A 15,707-nucleotide genomic window follows, 5' to 3' on the forward strand; every position below is an offset into this window, starting at 1 on the left:
GGCGAGGTGACGCGTCCGTTCAGCTGAGCGTGAGGGTGAGGACGCCGGAGTACGAGCCCGGGGGCGTGAACGCCGGTACGTCCAGGGACAGTCCGGCGTCGACGGTGAACTCACCGCCGGTGAAGGCGGAGTCGGAGGTCGACGCCAGGGTCGCTCCCGAGGTGCCCACCGTGCCCGCCGAGCCGGCCTTGCAGGTGCTCGGGCTGCCCGCCTTGGTGGCGCAGGCGGGGGTCCAGCTGAGCTTTCCGGCGTCGATCCTGCCGCCGGGACCGGTGAAGTCGGTGACCTTGCCGGTCAGGGACCAGCCCGCGGGACCGCCGCGGAAGTCCTTGACGGTCACCGTGTTCAGGGAGCCGGCCGACGCCCCGCCCTTGCCGAAGTCGACCGCCGACAGCGAGACGGCGTCCCCGGCCTGGGACATGGACAGCGTCCCCGCCTTCACGGTCGTCGTCAGCTTCTGGCTGCCGTCGGGCACGGGCGTGGTGTCGTTCACGACGTAGGCCGCGGGCCCGGCGCCCTTCTCCGCGCTCCAGGAGGAGCCCTCGTACGCGACGATCCCGGTCGTCGCCTTGTCGTTGACGACGAGCGAGCCGCTGAAGGAGCCGCCGGTGCCGGCGGTCACGGTCGCGGTGTCCCCGGTCTGCGCGCTCCCGGAGCGGCCGGCCAGGGTGACGGTCGCGCCCGCCGTGAAGCCGGTGCCGTTGACGGTGACGCTGTCGCCGGGGTTCCCGGAGGGCGAACCCAGCGTGATGGCACGGTTGTTGACCGGGGTGGAGTCCGTCGCGGTGACGGTCTCGGAGACCGGCGCGGGCGGGTCGGTCACCGTGCACGGGGTGTCCAGCTCCAGGATGTAGCTGGTGTGGATGTTGTAGTCGCCGGGCGAGAGCGTGATCGCGCCCGGCGACGTGACCTTGAACGTGCCGGTCATGGAGAACGACGGGAAGACGCCCTTGCCGGGCACCGGGTCGTTCTTCTTCGGCCCCGCCACCGTCACGTCGCCCGTCTGCGCGCCGCCGAGGGTGACCTTGCCGGTCGGGGTCATGATGTCGGCGGGCAGGGCCAGGTCGGTGGGGTTGTTGGCGGCCGGGGTGACCACGGTGTACGTCACGGTGACCGTGTCGCCGACCGTGGGGCTGGTGTTGTCCACCGCGATGTTCGCGGTGGTGGTGCCGTCGATCGGCGGGAGGCCCGCGATGGCGGGCGGGATGCAGTGCGTCGCGAAGTCCACGTCGGTGCCCGCCGCGCCGGCCGGGCAGGCCAGCGCCCCGCCCGCGGTGACCGCGACCACGGTCACCGCGAGCAGCGACGCCCAGCGGCGCCGGCGCGGTCTTCGGAGTGTCGGACCCATGCTTGCCCCCTCCTGAGGGATGCGGGCGCAGCGGCTCGTCTGCGCCGACAGGGGGCCATTGATGTGGAGCGGGCGTGAGAAGTCAATGCAGATGCCGCAGAAAACTGACGGATCATCAGTTTCTGCGGCATCCGGAACAGACCCCTCACTCGATCATCAGTCGAACACGAACGGGCCGGGCGACTGCTTCGCCGTCGAGGTACAGGTGACGGTGATCCCGAAGATGGTCATCTGCAGCGAACCGCCGTAGAACTCCAGACTGTCGCCGGAGGCCACGGTGCCGCTGAGCGGGCCGACCGTGACGGGGGAACCGGCGGCCATGGCCGGATTCCTCGTCCCGGCGAAGACGGTCGTGCCACCGCTCGCCTTCACCATCGTGAGCTTGGACGTGATCGAGTCCTGCGCCAGCGCGAGCGGCGTCGTGATGGCGGTGGACGAGAGGGTGATGGTGGCCGAGGTGCCGCTCTGCGTGGCGGTGAGCGTCGCCGCCCCACCGCCGAACAGTCCGCAGCTGGCGTTGATCGTCGCCGATGTCGGGGTGACCGCGGCCGCGGTGGGCGCGAAGGCCAGTCCGGTGACCGCGAGGGCCCCGACCAGCATTGCCGCACCCGTGGTTGCGCGCTTGCCTCTCATGAGCATGGGTTCCCTTCCCGTCGTCTGTGAGGGCACGTCGACGGGCCGTCGGCTCGGCAGATGGGTGCGGTCAACTGCACGGCGGCCGTATCTGACGGTCCGTCGGAGGTGACGGTTCTCATTGATGCGCGGGAGACAAGCGCTTGCAAGGTTGAATTCCGGCCTATTCACTTCCCGACCCACCCCCGCACGCCTCACCCCGTCCGACATCCGAGGACGAGGCGGTTCAGGCGGAGGGGGATCCGGGTGGCCCGGGGGTGCATCCCTTGGAGCACTTGCTCTCGAGCCGCGGAGAGCATCACCTCCTTACTACTCAGTGATACCGTATAGTGGTACTCGGTAGCACGTAGTACCGGTGGACTGAGGAGCACCGCGATGGAGGATCTGACGGAGATGTTGAAGGGCACGCTCGAAGGGTGCGTGCTCGAAATCATCGGCAGCGAGGAAACCTACGGGTACGCCATCACCCGTCGGCTGAACGAGCTCGGCTTCACCGACGTCGTCGAGGGGACGGTGTACACCATCCTGCTGCGGCTGGAGAGGAACGGGCTGGTCCAGGTGACGAAACGGCCGTCCGGGGTCGGTCCGCCGCGCAAATTCTACACGCTCAACGACGCCGGACGCGAGGAACTGGCGACGTTCTGGGCGAAGTGGCAGTACGTCTCATCACGCATCGACAGGCTCAAGGAGGGCGGGCGATGAACTTCTGGGAGAAGGTCACCGGCAGCGATCTCACCAGGGAATGGAAGGCGTTCGAAGACCGGGCCGAGGCCCTGCCGGACGACTACCGGGCGGCGTGGGGGCAGATCATCGCCCACCTCTCCCCCTACGGGGACTTCACCGGCCGCAACCTGATGCCGATCCTCGACGCCGCCCTGGGGCTGCTCGAAGTGGCAGCGGCGGACGGGCAGAGCGTCCACGAGGTGCTCGGCGACGACATCCGGGGCTTCTGCGCGGCGCTGGCCGGCGGAGAAGGGGCCCGAACCTATCGCGACCGGTGGCGCGAACAGCTGAACAGGAACGTCGCACGGAAACTGAGCCGGCTGGGAGGCTGACGTGAGCATCCAGGACATCATCGAGGGCAAGAAGCAGTGGCGGGCGCACATGGCTCGGGTCAAGGCACTCCCGCCGGACTACCGGATCGTCTACGAGGAGATGCAGAAGTACCTGTTCAAGGTCGGACCGATCAGCCTGCCCGACGGGCCCCTGCTCCCCGGAATCGTCGACTTCTTCGAGGAGGGCGTCGCCGCGGGCAGGGGCGTGCTGGAACTCATCGGCAACGACGTCGCCGCGTTCTGCGACGACCTGGTCAAGGACTCCCCCACCTACGCGGACGTCTACCAGGAATCCATCGGCGGGGAACCCGGCGCGGCCGAGACGACGTAGCGCCCGCCGCCCCGTGCCGGCGGGCGCGTCCCGTCCGAGCGGTTCCTCCGCCGCGGCACGCGCTCGGCCCCGGCCCTCAGCCCGCGGAGGCGGTCAGCCGGACCGCACCGTCCGGCCCGGCCACCAGCACCGGCGTCCCCGCCCCACCAAGATCCCGCACGGCCGCGAGGTCCTCCGCCGGGACCGCGTCAGCCTCCGTCACCACCGCCGCCGCCTCCAACGACTTCGCCCCGGACGCCACCGCCATCGCGACCGCGGTCCGCAGGGCGCTCAGCCGAAGGGAGTCGAGGGCCACGGTCCCGGCGACATACGTACGCCCCGTCTCGTCCCGCACGGCCGCGCCCTCCGGCACGCCGTTGCGGGCCCGCGCGGAACGGGCCAGGGTGACGATCTTGCGGTCCTCGGGGTCAAGCGCGTTGCTGTCGGTCATGCCCCGAGCATACGGACTCAGCAGCGGTCCAGGCGGAGCCGTTCGGCGCGCGGCAGTCCGGCCACGACCAGGTCGTACGAGTCCTCGACGAGCTCCCGGATCAGGCGGTCCGGGAGCCCGCCGTCGACGGTGACCGTGTTCCAGTGACGCTTGTTCATGTGGTAGCCGGGGGCGATCAGGCCCTCGTGCTCGGTGCGCAGCCGGACCGCGTCCTCGGGGTCGCACTTGAGGTTGACCTTCAGGGGCCGGTCGTCCATCCAGCTCAGCGCGAACATCTTGCCCAGCACCTTGAAGACCGAGATGTCCGGGTTGAACGGGAAGTCCTCCACCGCCGCGTTGAACGACAGGCAGAGGGCACGCAGTTCCTCGGGCGTCACTCGGGTTTCTTCTCCTCGTCCTCCGGCGGGTCCTCGGGGGCCACCGGCTCCACCAGCACCGTCACGATCTTGTTCCGCCGTCCGGCCGCCGCCTCCGCCGTCAGGCGCAGCGTGCGCCCGTCCGGCAGTTCGACCTCGGCGGAGGCCCCGGCGATGGGCACCCGGCCCAGCGCCTTGGCCAGCAGGCCGCCGACGGTCTCCACGTCCTCGTCGTCGTACTCCTCCAGGCCGTAGAGCTCGCCGAGGTCGGTGATGTCGAGGCGGGCGGTGACCCGGTGGCGGCCGTCGCCGAGCTCCTCGACGGGCGGGAGTTCACGGTCGTACTCGTCGGTGATCTCGCCGACGATCTCCTCGAGGATGTCCTCGATGGTGACGATGCCCGCCGTGCCGCCGTACTCGTCGATGGCGACGGCGACGTGGTTGCGCTGCTTCTGCATCTCGCGCAGCAGATCGCCGGCGTTCTTGGTGTCGGGCACGAAGAACGCGGGCCGCATCGCCGTGGACACCAGGTCGTTCTCGGCGTCGCGGCTGATGTGCGTCTTGCGGACCAGGTCCTTCAGGTACACGATCCCGACGATGTCGTCCTCGCTCTCGCCGGTGACCGGGATGCGGGAGAAGCCGGACCTGAGGGCCAGGGTGAGGGCCTGGCGGATGGTCTTGTAGCGCTCGATGACGACCAGGTCGGTGCGGGGGACCATGACCTCGCGCACCAGGGTGTCGCCCAGCTCGAAGACGGAGTGCACCATGCGGCGCTCGTCGTCCTCGATCAGAGACTCCTGCTCGGCGAGGTCGACGAGCGCGCGCAGCTCCGCCTCGGAGGCGAAGGGGCCGCGGCGGAAGCCCTTGCCGGGGGTGAGCGCGTTGCCGATGAGGATCAGCAGGGACGGGACCGGGCCCATGATCCGCGCCAGCGGCAGCAGGACGTACGCCGCCGCCGTCGCCGTGTTCAGCGGGTGCTGGCGGCCGATGGTGCGCGGGGAGACGCCGACCGCGACGTACGACACCAGGACCATGACGCCGATCGCGACGAGCAGGGCCTGGGCGGTGCCGTGGACCTCCTGGAGGCAGGCGTACGTGACCAGCGCCGCGGCCGCCATCTCGCAGGCGACGCGGACCAGCAGGGCCACGTTGAGGTAGCGGGTGGGGTCGGCGGCGACCTGGGCGAGCCTGGCGCTGCCGCGCCGCCCGGACTTCACCGCCTCCTCCGCCCGGAAGCTGGAGACCCGCGCGATGCCCGCCTCCGCGCAGGCGGCGAGCCAGGCGACGACGACCAGGGCGATCGCGCCGAGGACGATCTGAGGACTCATCGGCCGCGCTTACGAGACCGTCGGCGCCGGGGACGGCCCGGTCAGGCCCTGCTCGGCGCGCCAGCCGTCCACGATCGCGGCCTGGAGGCCGAACATCTCGGCCTTCTCGTCGGGCTCCTCGTGGTCGTACCCGAGCAGGTGCAGCACGCCGTGGACGGTGAGCAGCTGGAGCTCCTCGTCCATGGAGTGCTGCGTGGGCGCCTCCGCGCCCTGCTTGGCGGCGACCTCCGGGCAGAGCACGATGTCACCGAGGAGTCCCTGCGGAGGCTCCTCGTCGTCCTTGCCCGGCGGCCGGAGTTCGTCCATCGGGAAGGACATGACATCGGTCGGCCCGGGCAGGTCCATCCACTGGATGTGCAGCTGCTCCATGGCGCCGGCGTCCACGACGATCACCGAGAGCTCGGAGAGCGGGTGGATGCGCATCCGCGCGAGCGCGTAGCGGGCGATGTCGAGGATCGCCTGCTCGTCGACCTCGGTTCCGGACTCGTTGTTGACGTCGATCGACATGGTGGTGCGTGGTCTCTACTTCCCCTTGTGCCCGGCCTTGCCCCGGTTCTGGCCCTTGTGCGCGCCGTTCTCCGTGCCGTGCTTGCTGTCGTACTGCTCGTACGCGTCGACGATACGGCCGACCAGCTTGTGCCGTACGACATCCTGCGACGACAACCGGGAGAAGTGGACGTCGTCGAGCCCCTCGAGGATCTCCTGCACCTGCCGCAGACCGGACTTGGTGCCGTTCGGCAGGTCGACCTGGGTCACGTCACCCGTGATCACGATCTTCGAGTCGAAGCCGAGGCGGGTGAGGAACATCTTCATCTGCTCGGGGCTCGTGTTCTGGGCCTCGTCCAGGATGATGAAGGCGTCGTTGAGGGTGCGGCCGCGCATGTAGGCGAGCGGCGCGACCTCGATGGTCCCGGCGGCCATCAGCCGCGGGATCGAGTCCGGGTCGAGCATGTCGTGCAGCGCGTCGTAGAGCGGGCGCAGGTAGGGGTCGATCTTCTCGTAGAGCGTGCCGGGCAGGAAGCCGAGGCGCTCGCCGGCCTCGACCGCCGGGCGGGTCAGGATGATGCGGTTGACCTGCTTGGACTGCAGGGCCTGCACCGCCTTGGCCATGGCCAGGTAGGTCTTGCCGGTGCCGGCGGGGCCGATACCGAAGACGATGGTGTGCTTGTCGATGGCGTCGACGTACCGCTTCTGGTTCAGCGTCTTGGGGCGGATCGTGCGGCCGCGCGAGGACAGGATGTTCTGGGTCAGTACCTGGGCCGGGGTCTCCTGCCCGTCGTTCGTACCGGCCTCGCTCGCCTTCAGCATGGCGATCGAGCGTTCCACTGCGTCCTCCGTCATCGGCTGCCCGGTGCGGAGCACCAGCATCATCTCGTCGAACACGCGCTGGACGAGGGCGACTTCCGCCGGGTCGCCGACCGCGCTGATCTCATTGCCCCGGACGTGGATGTCGGCCGCCGGGAAGGCCTTCTCGATCACGCGCAGAAGGGAGTCGCCGGAGCCCAGTACGGTCACCATGGGGTGCTGGGCGGGGACGGTGATCTGCGCCTTCGCCTGCTCCTGCGCGGGGGTGTGAGCTGTGGGTGTCTGAGTCATGGGCCGGCGCTTAAGGCCTGCGGTTCCTCCTCGTCACGGCCGCGTAGCTGAGGGCGGCCTCGCGTTATCAAGAGTACGACGGCGGGCTGACAACGCCGCAGGGGTTTTCGCCAGAGGGGGCGTCCCGGACGGGCCGGGCGACGCCGGCCGCAGGGGCCCGGTGCGGGCCGGGCAGGCCGGCAAAGGCGCCGGGACGCCGTTACGCCGAACGACCGAACCCGGTCTGCCACCACACCCCGGCGCGTGCCCCCCGCGGCCCGGAACCGGCCGACCGCCGCCGACGCCCACGCCACCCGGGCCGGGCCGGGCAGGCCGGCAAAGGCGCCGGAGCCGCCGTCACGCCGAACGGCCGAACCCGATCGTCGGCACCGCCCTGCGCCGCGGCCACGCCGTCAGCGGCTCCCGAGGGGCCAGGCCGGCCAGGAACGCGTAGCGGCGCAGGGCCGCGGGGTCCTGGCCGGGTGCCGACTGGACCTGGCGCCACCAGGCGCCGATCTCCGCCCACCCCGGGGCCGACAGGGAGCCGCCGAACTCCTGGACCGACAGGGCCGCGGTCAGGCCCGCGAAGGCGAGGCGGTCGGCGAGGGGCCAGCCGGCCAGGGTGCCGGTGACGAAACCGGCGACGAAGACGTCCCCGGCACCGGTGGGGTCGAGGGCCTCGACGGCGATCGCGGGCACCTCGGCGCTCTCGCCGGTGCGCCGGTCCACCGCGTACGCGCCCTCCGCGCCGAGGGTGACCACCGCCACCGGTACGTACGCGGAGAGGGCGTGGGCCGCCGCGCGCGGGCAGTCGGCGCCCGTGTAGCGCATCGCTTCCTCGGCGTTCGGCAGGAACGCCTCGCAGTGCTCCAGGTCGGCCAGTCCGGACAGGTCCCACGCGCCGGTGTCGTCCCAGCCCACGTCGGCGAAGATCCGGGTGCCCTCGCTCGCCGCCTGGGCGATCCAGTGCGCCCGCCGGCCCGGGACCAGGGAGGCGACGGCGGCCCGCGCGCGGGGCGGGCAGTCGGGGGCGGGCTCCTCGGGGGGCGGTTCGTGGCCGTGGGAGACCATCGTGCGCTCGCCCTCGTAGGCCATGGAGACGGTCACCGGGGAGTGCCAGCCGGGGACGGTGCGGGAGGGGGTGAGGTCGATGCCCTCGCCCTGTTCGAGCGCGTCCCAGCAGTACTCCCCGTAGTGGTCGTCCCCGAAGGCCGCCGCGAGCGATGTCCGCAGGCCCAGCCGGGCCAGCGCCGTGGCCATGTTGGCGACGCCGCCGGGGCTCGACCCCATGCCGCGCGCCCAGGACTCGGTGCCGCGCACCGGGGCGGTGTCGAGCCCGGTGAAGATGATGTCCAGGAAGACGGTGCCGGTGAGGTAGACGTCCCAGGGCGGGTCGGCCGACGAGCGCACGGCGGCGAGCGGGTCGACGTGGGCGTGGGCGTGCGGGGCCTCTCCGAGGTGCTCCCGTTCCTCTCCGGCGAATCCGGCAAACGCGTTGGACGCGGTCACGATGGCGCTCCCTGACGTGGTGCGGATCTGGCCAGTGTGCACCACTTCGCACACCCGGCGGGTGCCCTGCCGCCGGGTGACCGACCGCTCCCCGTTACCAGCGCGGCACGGACGGCGTGACCCACCGCGGGTCGGCGACGCGCATCGCCGCGGCGTCGTCGCGGTCCCGCAGCGAGCCGTCGTCCTGCGCCCACCGGCGGTGCAGGAACGCCAGCTTCTCCCGGTCGAGTTCCACGCCGAGCCCGGGTGCGTCCGGCACGGTGACCCGGCCGCCGGTGAAGGTCAGCCGCTCGGTGAGCACGTCCTCCGACTGCCAGGGGTAGTGCGAGTCGCAGGCGTGGTGGAGGTTCGGGACGGTGGACGCGACGTGGGTCATCGCGGCCAGACTGATCCCCAGGTGGGTGTTGGAGTGCATGGACACCCCGACGCCGAAGGTGCGGCAGATCGCGGCGAGCTGCTGGGTGTTGCGCAGGCCGCCCCAGTAGTGGTGGTCGGACAGGACGACCTGGACGGCGTCCTTGGCGAACGCCTCCTTGATCTCGGCGAACGTCGTCACGCACATGTTGGTGGCCAGCGGCACATCGGTCCCGGCGGACACCTCGGCCATGGCGGGGGTGCCGAGCGCCGGGTCCTCCAGGTACTCGAGGACGTCCCCGAGCTCCTCGGCCACCTTCAGCGAGGTCTCCACGGACCAGGCGCCGTTGGGGTCCAGCCGCAGGGGGTGCCCGGGGAACGCCTCGGCCAGCGCCCGTACGGCCGCGATCTCCTCGTCGGGCGGGAAGACACCGCCCTTGAGCTTGAAGGAGGTGAACCCGTACCGCTCCTTGAACTTCCGGGCCTGCTCGACGACTCCGGCCGGGTCGACGGCGGCGCCCCAGTCGTCCGTCTCCGCCGGGACCCCTTCGGGATGGGCGGCCCACTTGTAGAACAGGTACGCGCTGTACTCGACCGTGTCACGCAGCTTCCCGCCGAGCAGCGCGTGCACCGGCAGGCCGAGGGCCTTGCCGAGGGCGTCGAGGCAGGCGACCTCGAAGCCGGAGACGACGGACAGCCGCAGCTTGTCGGCGGTCTGCACCCCGCGCAGCCCGCCGACGTCGACCTGGCCGGAGACCCGGGAGGCGTCGACGGACACCTCGTCCGCGAGGGTGAAGAGGCCGCCCAGGTCGCTGACCTGCCGGCCGACCAGTGCGTCGGCGAACGGGCGGGCGAGTTCCAGGTACTTGGTGTCGCCGTAGGTCTCGCCGACGCCCGTGATCCCGTCGGCCGTCACGACCTCCACGACGAGCCGGGGCGTGTACGGCTGGTGCACGCCCTGCGTGTTGAGCAGGGGCGGGTCGGAGACCAGGATCGGGGTCAGCCGCACGTCCGTGATGGCGAGGTTCACAGGGTGGCTCCTACGAGGTCGAGTCCGGCGGCGAGCAGGGTCTTCAGGTCGGCCAGGTCGGCGGCCGAGGGGTCGGTGAGCGGGGCGCGCACGGGACCCACCGGGCAGCCGCGCAGCCGGGCCGCCGCCTTCACCAGCGACACGGCGTAGCCGGGCACCCGGTCGCGGAGTTCGACGAGCGGGACGTAGAAGTCGCGCAGCAGCTTGTCGGTCGTGCCGTGCTCGCCGTCCCGCAGCGCGGTGAAGAAGGCGTCGGCGATCTCGGGGGCGAAGGCGTGCACGGCGGAGGAGTAGGCGGGGACCCCGACGGTGGCGTAGGCACGGGCCTGGATCTCGGCGGTGGCGGCTCCGTTGAAGAACAGGAAGTCCTCGGGGGCGGCCAGGGTGAGGCGCTGGAGGCGGTCGAGGTCGCTGTGGCCGTCCTTGAGCCCGATGACGCCGGGAATCGCCGTGATCCGCCGGAAGGCGTCGACGCCGAAGGCCACCTGGCCGCGCTGGTAGGCGATGAGCGGCAGCCGGGTGCGGGCCGCGATGTGTTCCAGCTGGGCGGCCAGCCCGGTCTGCGGGGCGGCGACGAGGTAGTGGGGCAGGACGAGGAGCGCGTCGGCGCCGGCCTCCTCGGCGATGCGCGCGAACCGCACGGCCTGCGCCCAGCCGTATCCGACGCCGGCCACGACGGGCACGCGGCCCGCGGCCTCCTGGACGGCGATCGAGACGACCTGGCGGTACTCGTCCTCGTCCAGTGAGAAGAACTCGCCCGTGCCGCAGGCGGGGAAGACGGCCCCGGGCGCGGTGGCGACCCGGGCCGCGACATGGGCGCGGAAGCCGTCGGGGTCGAGGGAGCCGTCCGCGTGGAAGCTCGTCAGCGGGAAGGACAGCACCCCGTTCGCCATCCCGGTCCGCAGCCGGTTCGCCGTCGTCGTCACCCGCAACATCTCCCCATGTAGACGTTATCCATGTATGAAGATGGAGATTAGATAGGTGAACGGCGACCGTCAATGGGCCGGCTCACCCCGCCTACCATCGCTCCATGGAGACAGGGGGCGTCCGCGAGGTGAAGTCCGCGGCACGGACGGTCGAGCTGCTGGAGGTGCTCGCCGCACGCGGTGACCGTCCGGCGCGGCTGCAGGAACTGGCGGACGAGCTCGGCGTGCCGCGCAGTTCGATGTACGCGCTGCTGCAGACCCTCATCGGCAGGGGCTGGGTACGCACGGACGTCACGGGATCCCTGTACGGCATCGGCATCCACGCGCTGCTCACCGGCACCGGCTACCTGGACTCCGACCCGCGGGTGCGCGCCGCACGCCCCTTCCTCGACGAGGCGTCCGACGCGCTCGGCGAAACCATCCACCTGGGGCGGCTGGACGGCCGGGACGTGGCGTACCTGGCGACGCGCGAGTCGCACGAATACCTGCGGACCATCAGCCGGGTGGGGCGGCGGCTGCCCGCGCACGCCGGCGCGCTCGGCAAGGCGCTGCTCGCGGAACGCCCGGACGGCGAGCTGCCCGAGGGGCCCTACCGGGCGCTGACGCCCAACTCCCACACCGGCCGGGAGTCCCTGGCGGCCGACCTCGCCGAGACCCGGGCCCGCGGCTACTCCGTCGACCGCGAGGAGGGCGTCGTCGGCATCGTCGGTTTCGGCTTCGCCCTGCGCTACGACTCCCCCGCCCAGGACGCGATCAGCTGCTCGGTGCCGGTCGCCCGGCTGACACCGGGGCACGAGGAGCGGATCGTGGCGGTGATGCGGGAGATCAGGGCGAAGATCGAGACGGTGGCGCCCACGGCGGGCGGGGCGGTGGACTGGCGCTAGCGCGGGCCGGGCGCCGGACCGGAGTGCGTGATGCCCCCCTACGGGACGAGCGCGATCTTGCCGACGGCTCGCCCGGATTCCATCGCCTCGTGCGCCTTCCGGATGTCTTCCAGGTTCCAGACCTGGCCGACCGTGACGGTCAGCAGACCCCGGTCGACCAGGGACGCCAGCTCGCGGAGTCCGGCCGCGTCCGGGTGGACGATCATGTTGTCGGCCTGGACACCGTGCCGGGCCGCCGCGGCCCTGGCCTCCTCGTCGACCGCGCCGACGATGGAGACCAGCCGGCCTCCGGGGCGCAGCGCCGCGATCGCCTGCTGGATGGAGGCGGACGAGCGGCTGCTGAGGATCAGGTCGAGAGGGCCCGCGGCGGCGTACGGGTCCCGCACGGTGGTGTAGTCGACGGCCTCGTCGACACCCAGTCCACGGACGAAGTCGTGCTTGGCCTGCGTCGCCGTTCCCACCACCACCGCGTCGGATGCCTTCGCCACCTGTACCGCGACGTGCCCCACCCCCCCGGCCGCCGCGTCGATGAAGACCCTCTCACCCGCCTTGATGCCACCCGCGTACGCGTAGGCCTGGAGAACCGTGAGGCCCACGAGCGGAAGAGCGCCCGATTCCGTGTCGCTCAGGCCGGCGGGCCGGGGGGCCAGCTGGCTGCCGGGGACCGCCGCGAACTCGGCGTGGGTTCCCGCGGGGTCGGGGAATCCGGCCAAGCCGAACACCTGGTCGCCGACCGCCCAGTCGCTGATGCCGGACCCCAGGGCGACGATCTCTCCCGCGAGGTCCCAGCCGGGCCGTACGGGAAACGTGATCGGTGCGCCGTAGGAGCGGACACGGGAACGGACGCTCAGGTCGGCCGGGTTGAGGCCGGCGGCCGCGACACGCACCACGACCTCGTCCGGCCGGGGTTCGGGAACGGCAACATCGACCACGTGCAGCACTTCGGGCGGTCCGAGTCGGTCGAACTGGGCGGCGCGCATCGACTCCTCCTTTTCCTGGGGTTGTCCTGACTCACCGTACGGTGCGGAAGCGCGGTGCCGGTCAGGCGCTGGACGCGCTGATGGCGTGGAAGCCGCTGTCGTGGAAGATGAGCGGCGCGACGTCGGGGAAGGCCCGTGCGGCGGCCACCCTGAGCAGCGCGACGGCGTGGTCGCCGCCTTCCAGTTCCGTCTCAGGCACGCATTCGAACCAGGCCGCGGCGCCCGCCAGGAGCACGGCGCCCTGGGAGGTCCGCTGGTGGTCCAGGTCCTGGAAACGGTCGCCCGACTTGGCCGAGAGCTGCCGTACGTGGGCTTCCTGGTCCGCGGCGAAGACGCTGATCCCGAGGCGCGGAGCCCGACGGAGCCGGGGCCAGGTCGAGGAGGTGTGGGAGAAGCAGACCGACAGCAGGGGCGGATCGAGCGAGACGGAGGTGAAGGAGCTGGCCGCCATGCCGACGGGCTCGCCGTCGACGTGCGCGCAGATCGCCACGATGCCGGAGGGGAAGCGTCCGAACAGGGTCCGCAGCGTGCGCTGGTCGAACTCGGTGGTCATCGTCGTCGTCATCGTGGTCACCAGCTCCATCCCCGGTCTTCCGGCGCGGTCCACACGCCGGCCTTGGCGAGGTGGGGGAACACCTCACCGATGGCCTTGAGCTCCTCCACCGACCACATCAGGGGGAGGATCTGGAATCCTCGGAGCCCGGTGCTGCGGTGGATGTGCAGCAGCTGCTCGGCGACCTCCTCGGCGGTGCCGGCCAGCACCGTGCTGCCCGCGGCGATGCCCACACTGCGGGCGACCTCGTCGACGTCTCCCTGGTGGGTGTCCTGGTAGGTCTTGCTGCGCACGAGGAAGGAGTGCGCCCAGCCGCGCGCCGCTTCCATGTCCAGGTTGTCGCGGATCCACTCAAGGCGTTCCCGCGCCTCCTCGCCGGTCCGGCCGACGACCATGCCGATGGAGCCCACGAGATTGACTTCCAGGGGGTCGCGGCCGTGGCGCTCGGCGCGGGCGGCCAACTGCTCGACGGGGCCCCGCACCTTGTCGAGGTCGTCGACGACGGCGAAGAAGCCGTAGTCGCACTCGGAGGCGATGAGATCCTGGCCGGCGGGTGAGACGCCCGCGTTGAAGAGGAGGGGGTACGGCTTCTGCACCGGCCGGGGGCCCATCATGCTCCCCTTGAACCGGTAGAACTCACCCTCGAAGTCGACCTCCCCGTCACCGGCGTCCCAGATGGCCTTGACGGCACGGACCGCCTCGGCGGCGTGGGCGTAGCGCTGGGAGTGTTCGAGCGGCGGGAGGCCGATGAGCGGATCGTCCTTGGTGCCGGGAACGATGTTCCAGGCCCAGCGTCCGCCGCTGAGGCGGTCGAGGTTGGCGCCGAGCCGGGCGATCACCGCGGGCGGCAGGTATCGCGTGTGCAAGGTGGTGGCCACGCCGATGTGGCTGGTCGCCATCATGGCCACCGGGGCCCAGACGGGAGCGGAGAGGCGCGGTTCGCCGTGTCCGATCCGCGCGTTGGCCTCACCGTGTCCTATGTAGCCGTCCGCGTAGAAGAGGAAGTCGAAGCCCACCTGCTCCGCCGTGCGGGCCAGCTCCATCTGCACGTTGACGTCGAGCACGTCCGGGTTGGCTTCCGCCGTCACGCGGGACGTGGCGTAGGGGGTCTGCGAGTTGAACCACATGAGACCGAACCGGATCTGGTCGTCCACACGCCTGAGTTTCACCGAGTCCACCTTTTCTCCTCCGTGTGGGGACCAGAGCCGGAAGTCCGGGGGTCCGTGACGGATGCTTGCATAGAAGCAGTGTGTGTGGCCTACAATGCCAATGTCAACGCGTCCGATGAAGTTGAATTGCATCTGAGGGGTTACGGATGACGCAGACCACCGACACCAGCAGGGCCTTCGAGGCCATCCGGCTGCGGGAGATCGACGTACCGAACAGGATCTGGATGTCGCCCATGTGCCAGTACTCGGCCGGCCCCGACGGGGTGCCCACCGACTGGCATCTGGTCCACTACGCCTCCCGGGCCGTGGGCGGGGCCGGCCTGGTCATGGTGGAATCGACCGCCGTGTCCGCCGGGCAGCGCACCACCTCGGCCGACCTGGGCCTGTACACGCAGGAACAGGTCGCCGGCCACCGGCGGCTGACCGACCTGATCCGCGAGCACGGGGCCGTACCCGCCGTTCAGTTGCAGTGCGCGGGCCGCAAGAGCTCGCACATGCGCCCGTGGGAGCAGCGCGGACAGCAGAGCCCCGTCGGCGTGGCGGACGGCGGTTGGATTCCGGTCGCCCCGTCCGCCATCCCGTTCAGCGACCTGACCACGCCCCGGGAGGCCACCGAGGCCGACCTGGACGAGCTCGAGGAGGCGTTCGCGCGGGCGGCCCGGCTCGCCGACCAGGCCGGCTACGACGTCGCCGAGGTGCACGCGGCGCACGGCTACCTGCTGCACCAGTTCCTCTCCCCCCTGGCCAACACGCGCACCGACCGGTACGGCGGCAGCCTGGAGAACCGGATGAGGTTCCCGCTGCGCGCCATCGCCGCCGCGCGGGCGGCATGGCCCGAGAGCAAGCCGCTGCTCGTCCGGGTGACCGCCACCGACTGGGTGGACGGCGGAATCACCGTCGACGAGGCCGAGGTCTTCTCCAAGGAGCTCGCCGATCTGGGTGTCGACATGCTCGACGTGACCTCCGGCGCCCTGGTGCACGACGGACCGCGGATGACCGAGCCGCTCTACAACGTGCCGTTCGCCCGCCCCCTCCGTGCCGCCTCCGGGCTGCCGGTGGCGGCGGTCGGGCTGATCACGGAACCGGAGCAGACGGAGTCCGTGATCGCCCACTCGGCGGACGCCGTGCTCATCGGACGGGCGCTGCTGCGCGACCCCTACTGGCCCCTGCGAGCCCGCGACACCGCCCCCACCGTCAGCTGGCCGGCCCAGTACCACCGGGCCTTGTGACCTCGCTCTGCAACATT

At 71.3% G+C, this 15,707-nt stretch carries 18 protein-coding genes; 5 read left to right on the forward strand and 13 right to left on the reverse strand.

What is annotated here, in order from left to right:
• Positions 1-19: 19 nt before the first annotated feature.
• Both ABZX30_RS11265 and ABZX30_RS11270 read right to left on the reverse strand, forming a co-directional pair.
• Positions 20-1,348 carry a beta-xylosidase gene (locus ABZX30_RS11265; RefSeq protein ID WP_355931697.1) on the reverse strand — a complete coding sequence of 443 codons (1,329 nt, stop codon included), beginning with the start codon at positions 1,346-1,348 and terminating at the stop codon, positions 20-22.
• A gap of 156 nt (positions 1,349-1,504) precedes the next feature.
• Positions 1,505-1,981, reverse strand: coding sequence for a hypothetical protein (locus ABZX30_RS11270; RefSeq protein ID WP_355931699.1), 477 nt, complete (start codon positions 1,979-1,981; stop codon positions 1,505-1,507).
• 375 nt (positions 1,982-2,356) lie between these two features.
• Here ABZX30_RS11270 and ABZX30_RS11275 point away from each other — a divergent pair, with 375 nt between their 5' ends.
• Genes ABZX30_RS11275 through ABZX30_RS11285 form a run of 3 tightly spaced genes read left to right on the forward strand, consistent with a single transcriptional unit; the run spans position 2,357 to position 3,367 of the window.
• The gene (locus tag ABZX30_RS11275; RefSeq protein WP_355931701.1) at positions 2,357-2,683 is read left to right on the forward strand and encodes a PadR family transcriptional regulator; all 327 of its coding nucleotides are present in this window, start codon (positions 2,357-2,359) and stop codon (positions 2,681-2,683) included.
• Positions 2,680-3,036 (forward strand): DUF1048 domain-containing protein, encoded by a 357-nt coding sequence (locus ABZX30_RS11280; protein WP_355931703.1) that lies wholly within the window; start codon positions 2,680-2,682, stop codon positions 3,034-3,036. The genes ABZX30_RS11275 and ABZX30_RS11280 overlap by 4 nt, the downstream gene beginning before the upstream one ends.
• Position 3,037: 1 nt before the next feature.
• Complete coding sequence (locus ABZX30_RS11285; protein WP_355931705.1) at positions 3,038-3,367, forward strand: DUF1048 domain-containing protein; 330 nt, start codon at positions 3,038-3,040, stop codon at positions 3,365-3,367.
• A 76-nt stretch (positions 3,368-3,443) separates the two neighbouring features.
• Here the strand turns inward: ABZX30_RS11285 and ABZX30_RS11290 are convergent, their stop codons facing one another.
• The 8 genes from ABZX30_RS11290 to ABZX30_RS11325 form a co-directional block, all read right to left on the reverse strand.
• Entirely contained in the window at positions 3,444-3,797 is a 354-nt protein-coding gene (locus ABZX30_RS11290) for a cytidine deaminase (protein WP_355931707.1), read from the reverse strand.
• Between the two features lie 17 nt (positions 3,798-3,814).
• Complete coding sequence (locus tag ABZX30_RS11295) at positions 3,815-4,174, reverse strand: MmcQ/YjbR family DNA-binding protein (protein WP_355931710.1); 360 nt, start codon at positions 4,172-4,174, stop codon at positions 3,815-3,817.
• Complete coding sequence (locus ABZX30_RS11300) at positions 4,171-5,481, reverse strand: hemolysin family protein (RefSeq protein ID WP_355931713.1); 1,311 nt, start codon at positions 5,479-5,481, stop codon at positions 4,171-4,173. Before ABZX30_RS11300 ends, ABZX30_RS11295 begins: the two co-directional genes overlap by 4 nt.
• A gap of 9 nt (positions 5,482-5,490) precedes the next feature.
• Positions 5,491-5,988, reverse strand: a complete 498-nt coding sequence (ybeY, locus tag ABZX30_RS11305; protein ID WP_355931716.1) for an rRNA maturation RNase YbeY — start codon at positions 5,986-5,988, stop codon at positions 5,491-5,493.
• Positions 5,989-6,003: 15 nt separating this feature from the next.
• Positions 6,004-7,077 (reverse strand): PhoH family protein, encoded by a 1,074-nt coding sequence (locus ABZX30_RS11310; protein WP_355931717.1) that lies wholly within the window; start codon positions 7,075-7,077, stop codon positions 6,004-6,006.
• Positions 7,078-7,413: 336 nt separating this feature from the next.
• A complete protein-coding gene (locus tag ABZX30_RS11315) occupies positions 7,414-8,466 on the reverse strand; it encodes a PfkB family carbohydrate kinase (RefSeq protein WP_355931823.1) in 1,053 nt (350 codons plus the stop codon).
• Between the two features lie 193 nt (positions 8,467-8,659).
• Complete coding sequence (locus tag ABZX30_RS11320) at positions 8,660-9,949, reverse strand: glucarate dehydratase family protein (RefSeq protein WP_355931719.1); 1,290 nt, start codon at positions 9,947-9,949, stop codon at positions 8,660-8,662.
• Positions 9,946-10,842 carry a 5-dehydro-4-deoxyglucarate dehydratase gene (locus tag ABZX30_RS11325; protein ID WP_355931825.1) on the reverse strand — a complete coding sequence of 299 codons (897 nt, stop codon included), beginning with the start codon at positions 10,840-10,842 and terminating at the stop codon, positions 9,946-9,948. The genes ABZX30_RS11320 and ABZX30_RS11325 overlap by 4 nt, the downstream gene beginning before the upstream one ends.
• A 137-nt stretch (positions 10,843-10,979) precedes the next feature.
• Here ABZX30_RS11325 and ABZX30_RS11330 point away from each other — a divergent pair, with 137 nt between their 5' ends.
• The gene (locus ABZX30_RS11330) at positions 10,980-11,759 is read left to right on the forward strand and encodes an IclR family transcriptional regulator (RefSeq protein WP_355931721.1); all 780 of its coding nucleotides are present in this window, start codon (positions 10,980-10,982) and stop codon (positions 11,757-11,759) included.
• Between the two features lie 38 nt (positions 11,760-11,797).
• Here the strand turns inward: ABZX30_RS11330 and ABZX30_RS11335 are convergent, their stop codons facing one another.
• The 3 genes from ABZX30_RS11335 to ABZX30_RS11345 form a co-directional block, all read right to left on the reverse strand.
• Complete coding sequence (locus tag ABZX30_RS11335) at positions 11,798-12,739, reverse strand: NADP-dependent oxidoreductase (protein WP_355931724.1); 942 nt, start codon at positions 12,737-12,739, stop codon at positions 11,798-11,800.
• A 61-nt stretch (positions 12,740-12,800) separates the two neighbouring features.
• Positions 12,801-13,304 (reverse strand): flavin reductase family protein, encoded by a 504-nt coding sequence (locus tag ABZX30_RS11340; protein WP_355931827.1) that lies wholly within the window; start codon positions 13,302-13,304, stop codon positions 12,801-12,803.
• A 5-nt stretch (positions 13,305-13,309) separates the two neighbouring features.
• Positions 13,310-14,461, reverse strand: a complete 1,152-nt coding sequence (locus ABZX30_RS11345) for an LLM class flavin-dependent oxidoreductase (RefSeq protein WP_355931726.1) — start codon at positions 14,459-14,461, stop codon at positions 13,310-13,312.
• 146 nt (positions 14,462-14,607) lie between these two features.
• Between ABZX30_RS11345 and ABZX30_RS11350 the strand changes: the two genes are divergently transcribed.
• On the forward strand, positions 14,608-15,690 hold the full coding sequence (locus tag ABZX30_RS11350) for an NADH:flavin oxidoreductase/NADH oxidase (protein ID WP_355931728.1): 1,083 nt from the start codon (positions 14,608-14,610) through the stop codon (positions 15,688-15,690).
• Positions 15,691-15,707: the final 17 nt, after the last annotated feature.

Origin of the sequence: Streptomyces sp. NPDC004542 (assembly GCF_040610035.1) — a bacterium.
GTDB lineage: Bacteria > Actinomycetota > Actinomycetes > Streptomycetales > Streptomycetaceae > Streptomyces.

What these genes read in the sequence shown, in the direction of transcription:
- ABZX30_RS11325 (WP_355931825.1), bottom strand. Translation starts at nt 10,842, where the DNA reads ATGGCGAACGGGGTGCTGTCCTTCCCGCTGACGAGCTTCCACGCGGAC.
- ABZX30_RS11310 (WP_355931717.1), bottom strand. Translation starts at nt 7,077, where the DNA reads ATGACTCAGACACCCACAGCTCACACCCCCGCGCAGGAGCAGGCGAAG.
- ABZX30_RS11290 (WP_355931707.1), bottom strand. Translation starts at nt 3,797, where the DNA reads ATGACCGACAGCAACGCGCTTGACCCCGAGGACCGCAAGATCGTCACC.
- ABZX30_RS11265 (WP_355931697.1), bottom strand. Translation starts at nt 1,348, where the DNA reads ATGGGTCCGACACTCCGAAGACCGCGCCGGCGCCGCTGGGCGTCGCTG.
- ybeY (WP_355931716.1), bottom strand. Translation starts at nt 5,988, where the DNA reads ATGTCGATCGACGTCAACAACGAGTCCGGAACCGAGGTCGACGAGCAG.
- ABZX30_RS11330 (WP_355931721.1), top strand. Translation starts at nt 10,980, where the DNA reads ATGGAGACAGGGGGCGTCCGCGAGGTGAAGTCCGCGGCACGGACGGTC.
- ABZX30_RS11275 (WP_355931701.1), top strand. Translation starts at nt 2,357, where the DNA reads ATGGAGGATCTGACGGAGATGTTGAAGGGCACGCTCGAAGGGTGCGTG.
- ABZX30_RS11335 (WP_355931724.1), bottom strand. Translation starts at nt 12,739, where the DNA reads ATGCGCGCCGCCCAGTTCGACCGACTCGGACCGCCCGAAGTGCTGCAC.
- ABZX30_RS11270 (WP_355931699.1), bottom strand. Translation starts at nt 1,981, where the DNA reads ATGAGAGGCAAGCGCGCAACCACGGGTGCGGCAATGCTGGTCGGGGCC.
- ABZX30_RS11340 (WP_355931827.1), bottom strand. Translation starts at nt 13,304, where the DNA reads ATGACGACGACGATGACCACCGAGTTCGACCAGCGCACGCTGCGGACC.
- ABZX30_RS11350 (WP_355931728.1), top strand. Translation starts at nt 14,608, where the DNA reads ATGACGCAGACCACCGACACCAGCAGGGCCTTCGAGGCCATCCGGCTG.
- ABZX30_RS11300 (WP_355931713.1), bottom strand. Translation starts at nt 5,481, where the DNA reads ATGAGTCCTCAGATCGTCCTCGGCGCGATCGCCCTGGTCGTCGTCGCC.
- ABZX30_RS11280 (WP_355931703.1), top strand. Translation starts at nt 2,680, where the DNA reads ATGAACTTCTGGGAGAAGGTCACCGGCAGCGATCTCACCAGGGAATGG.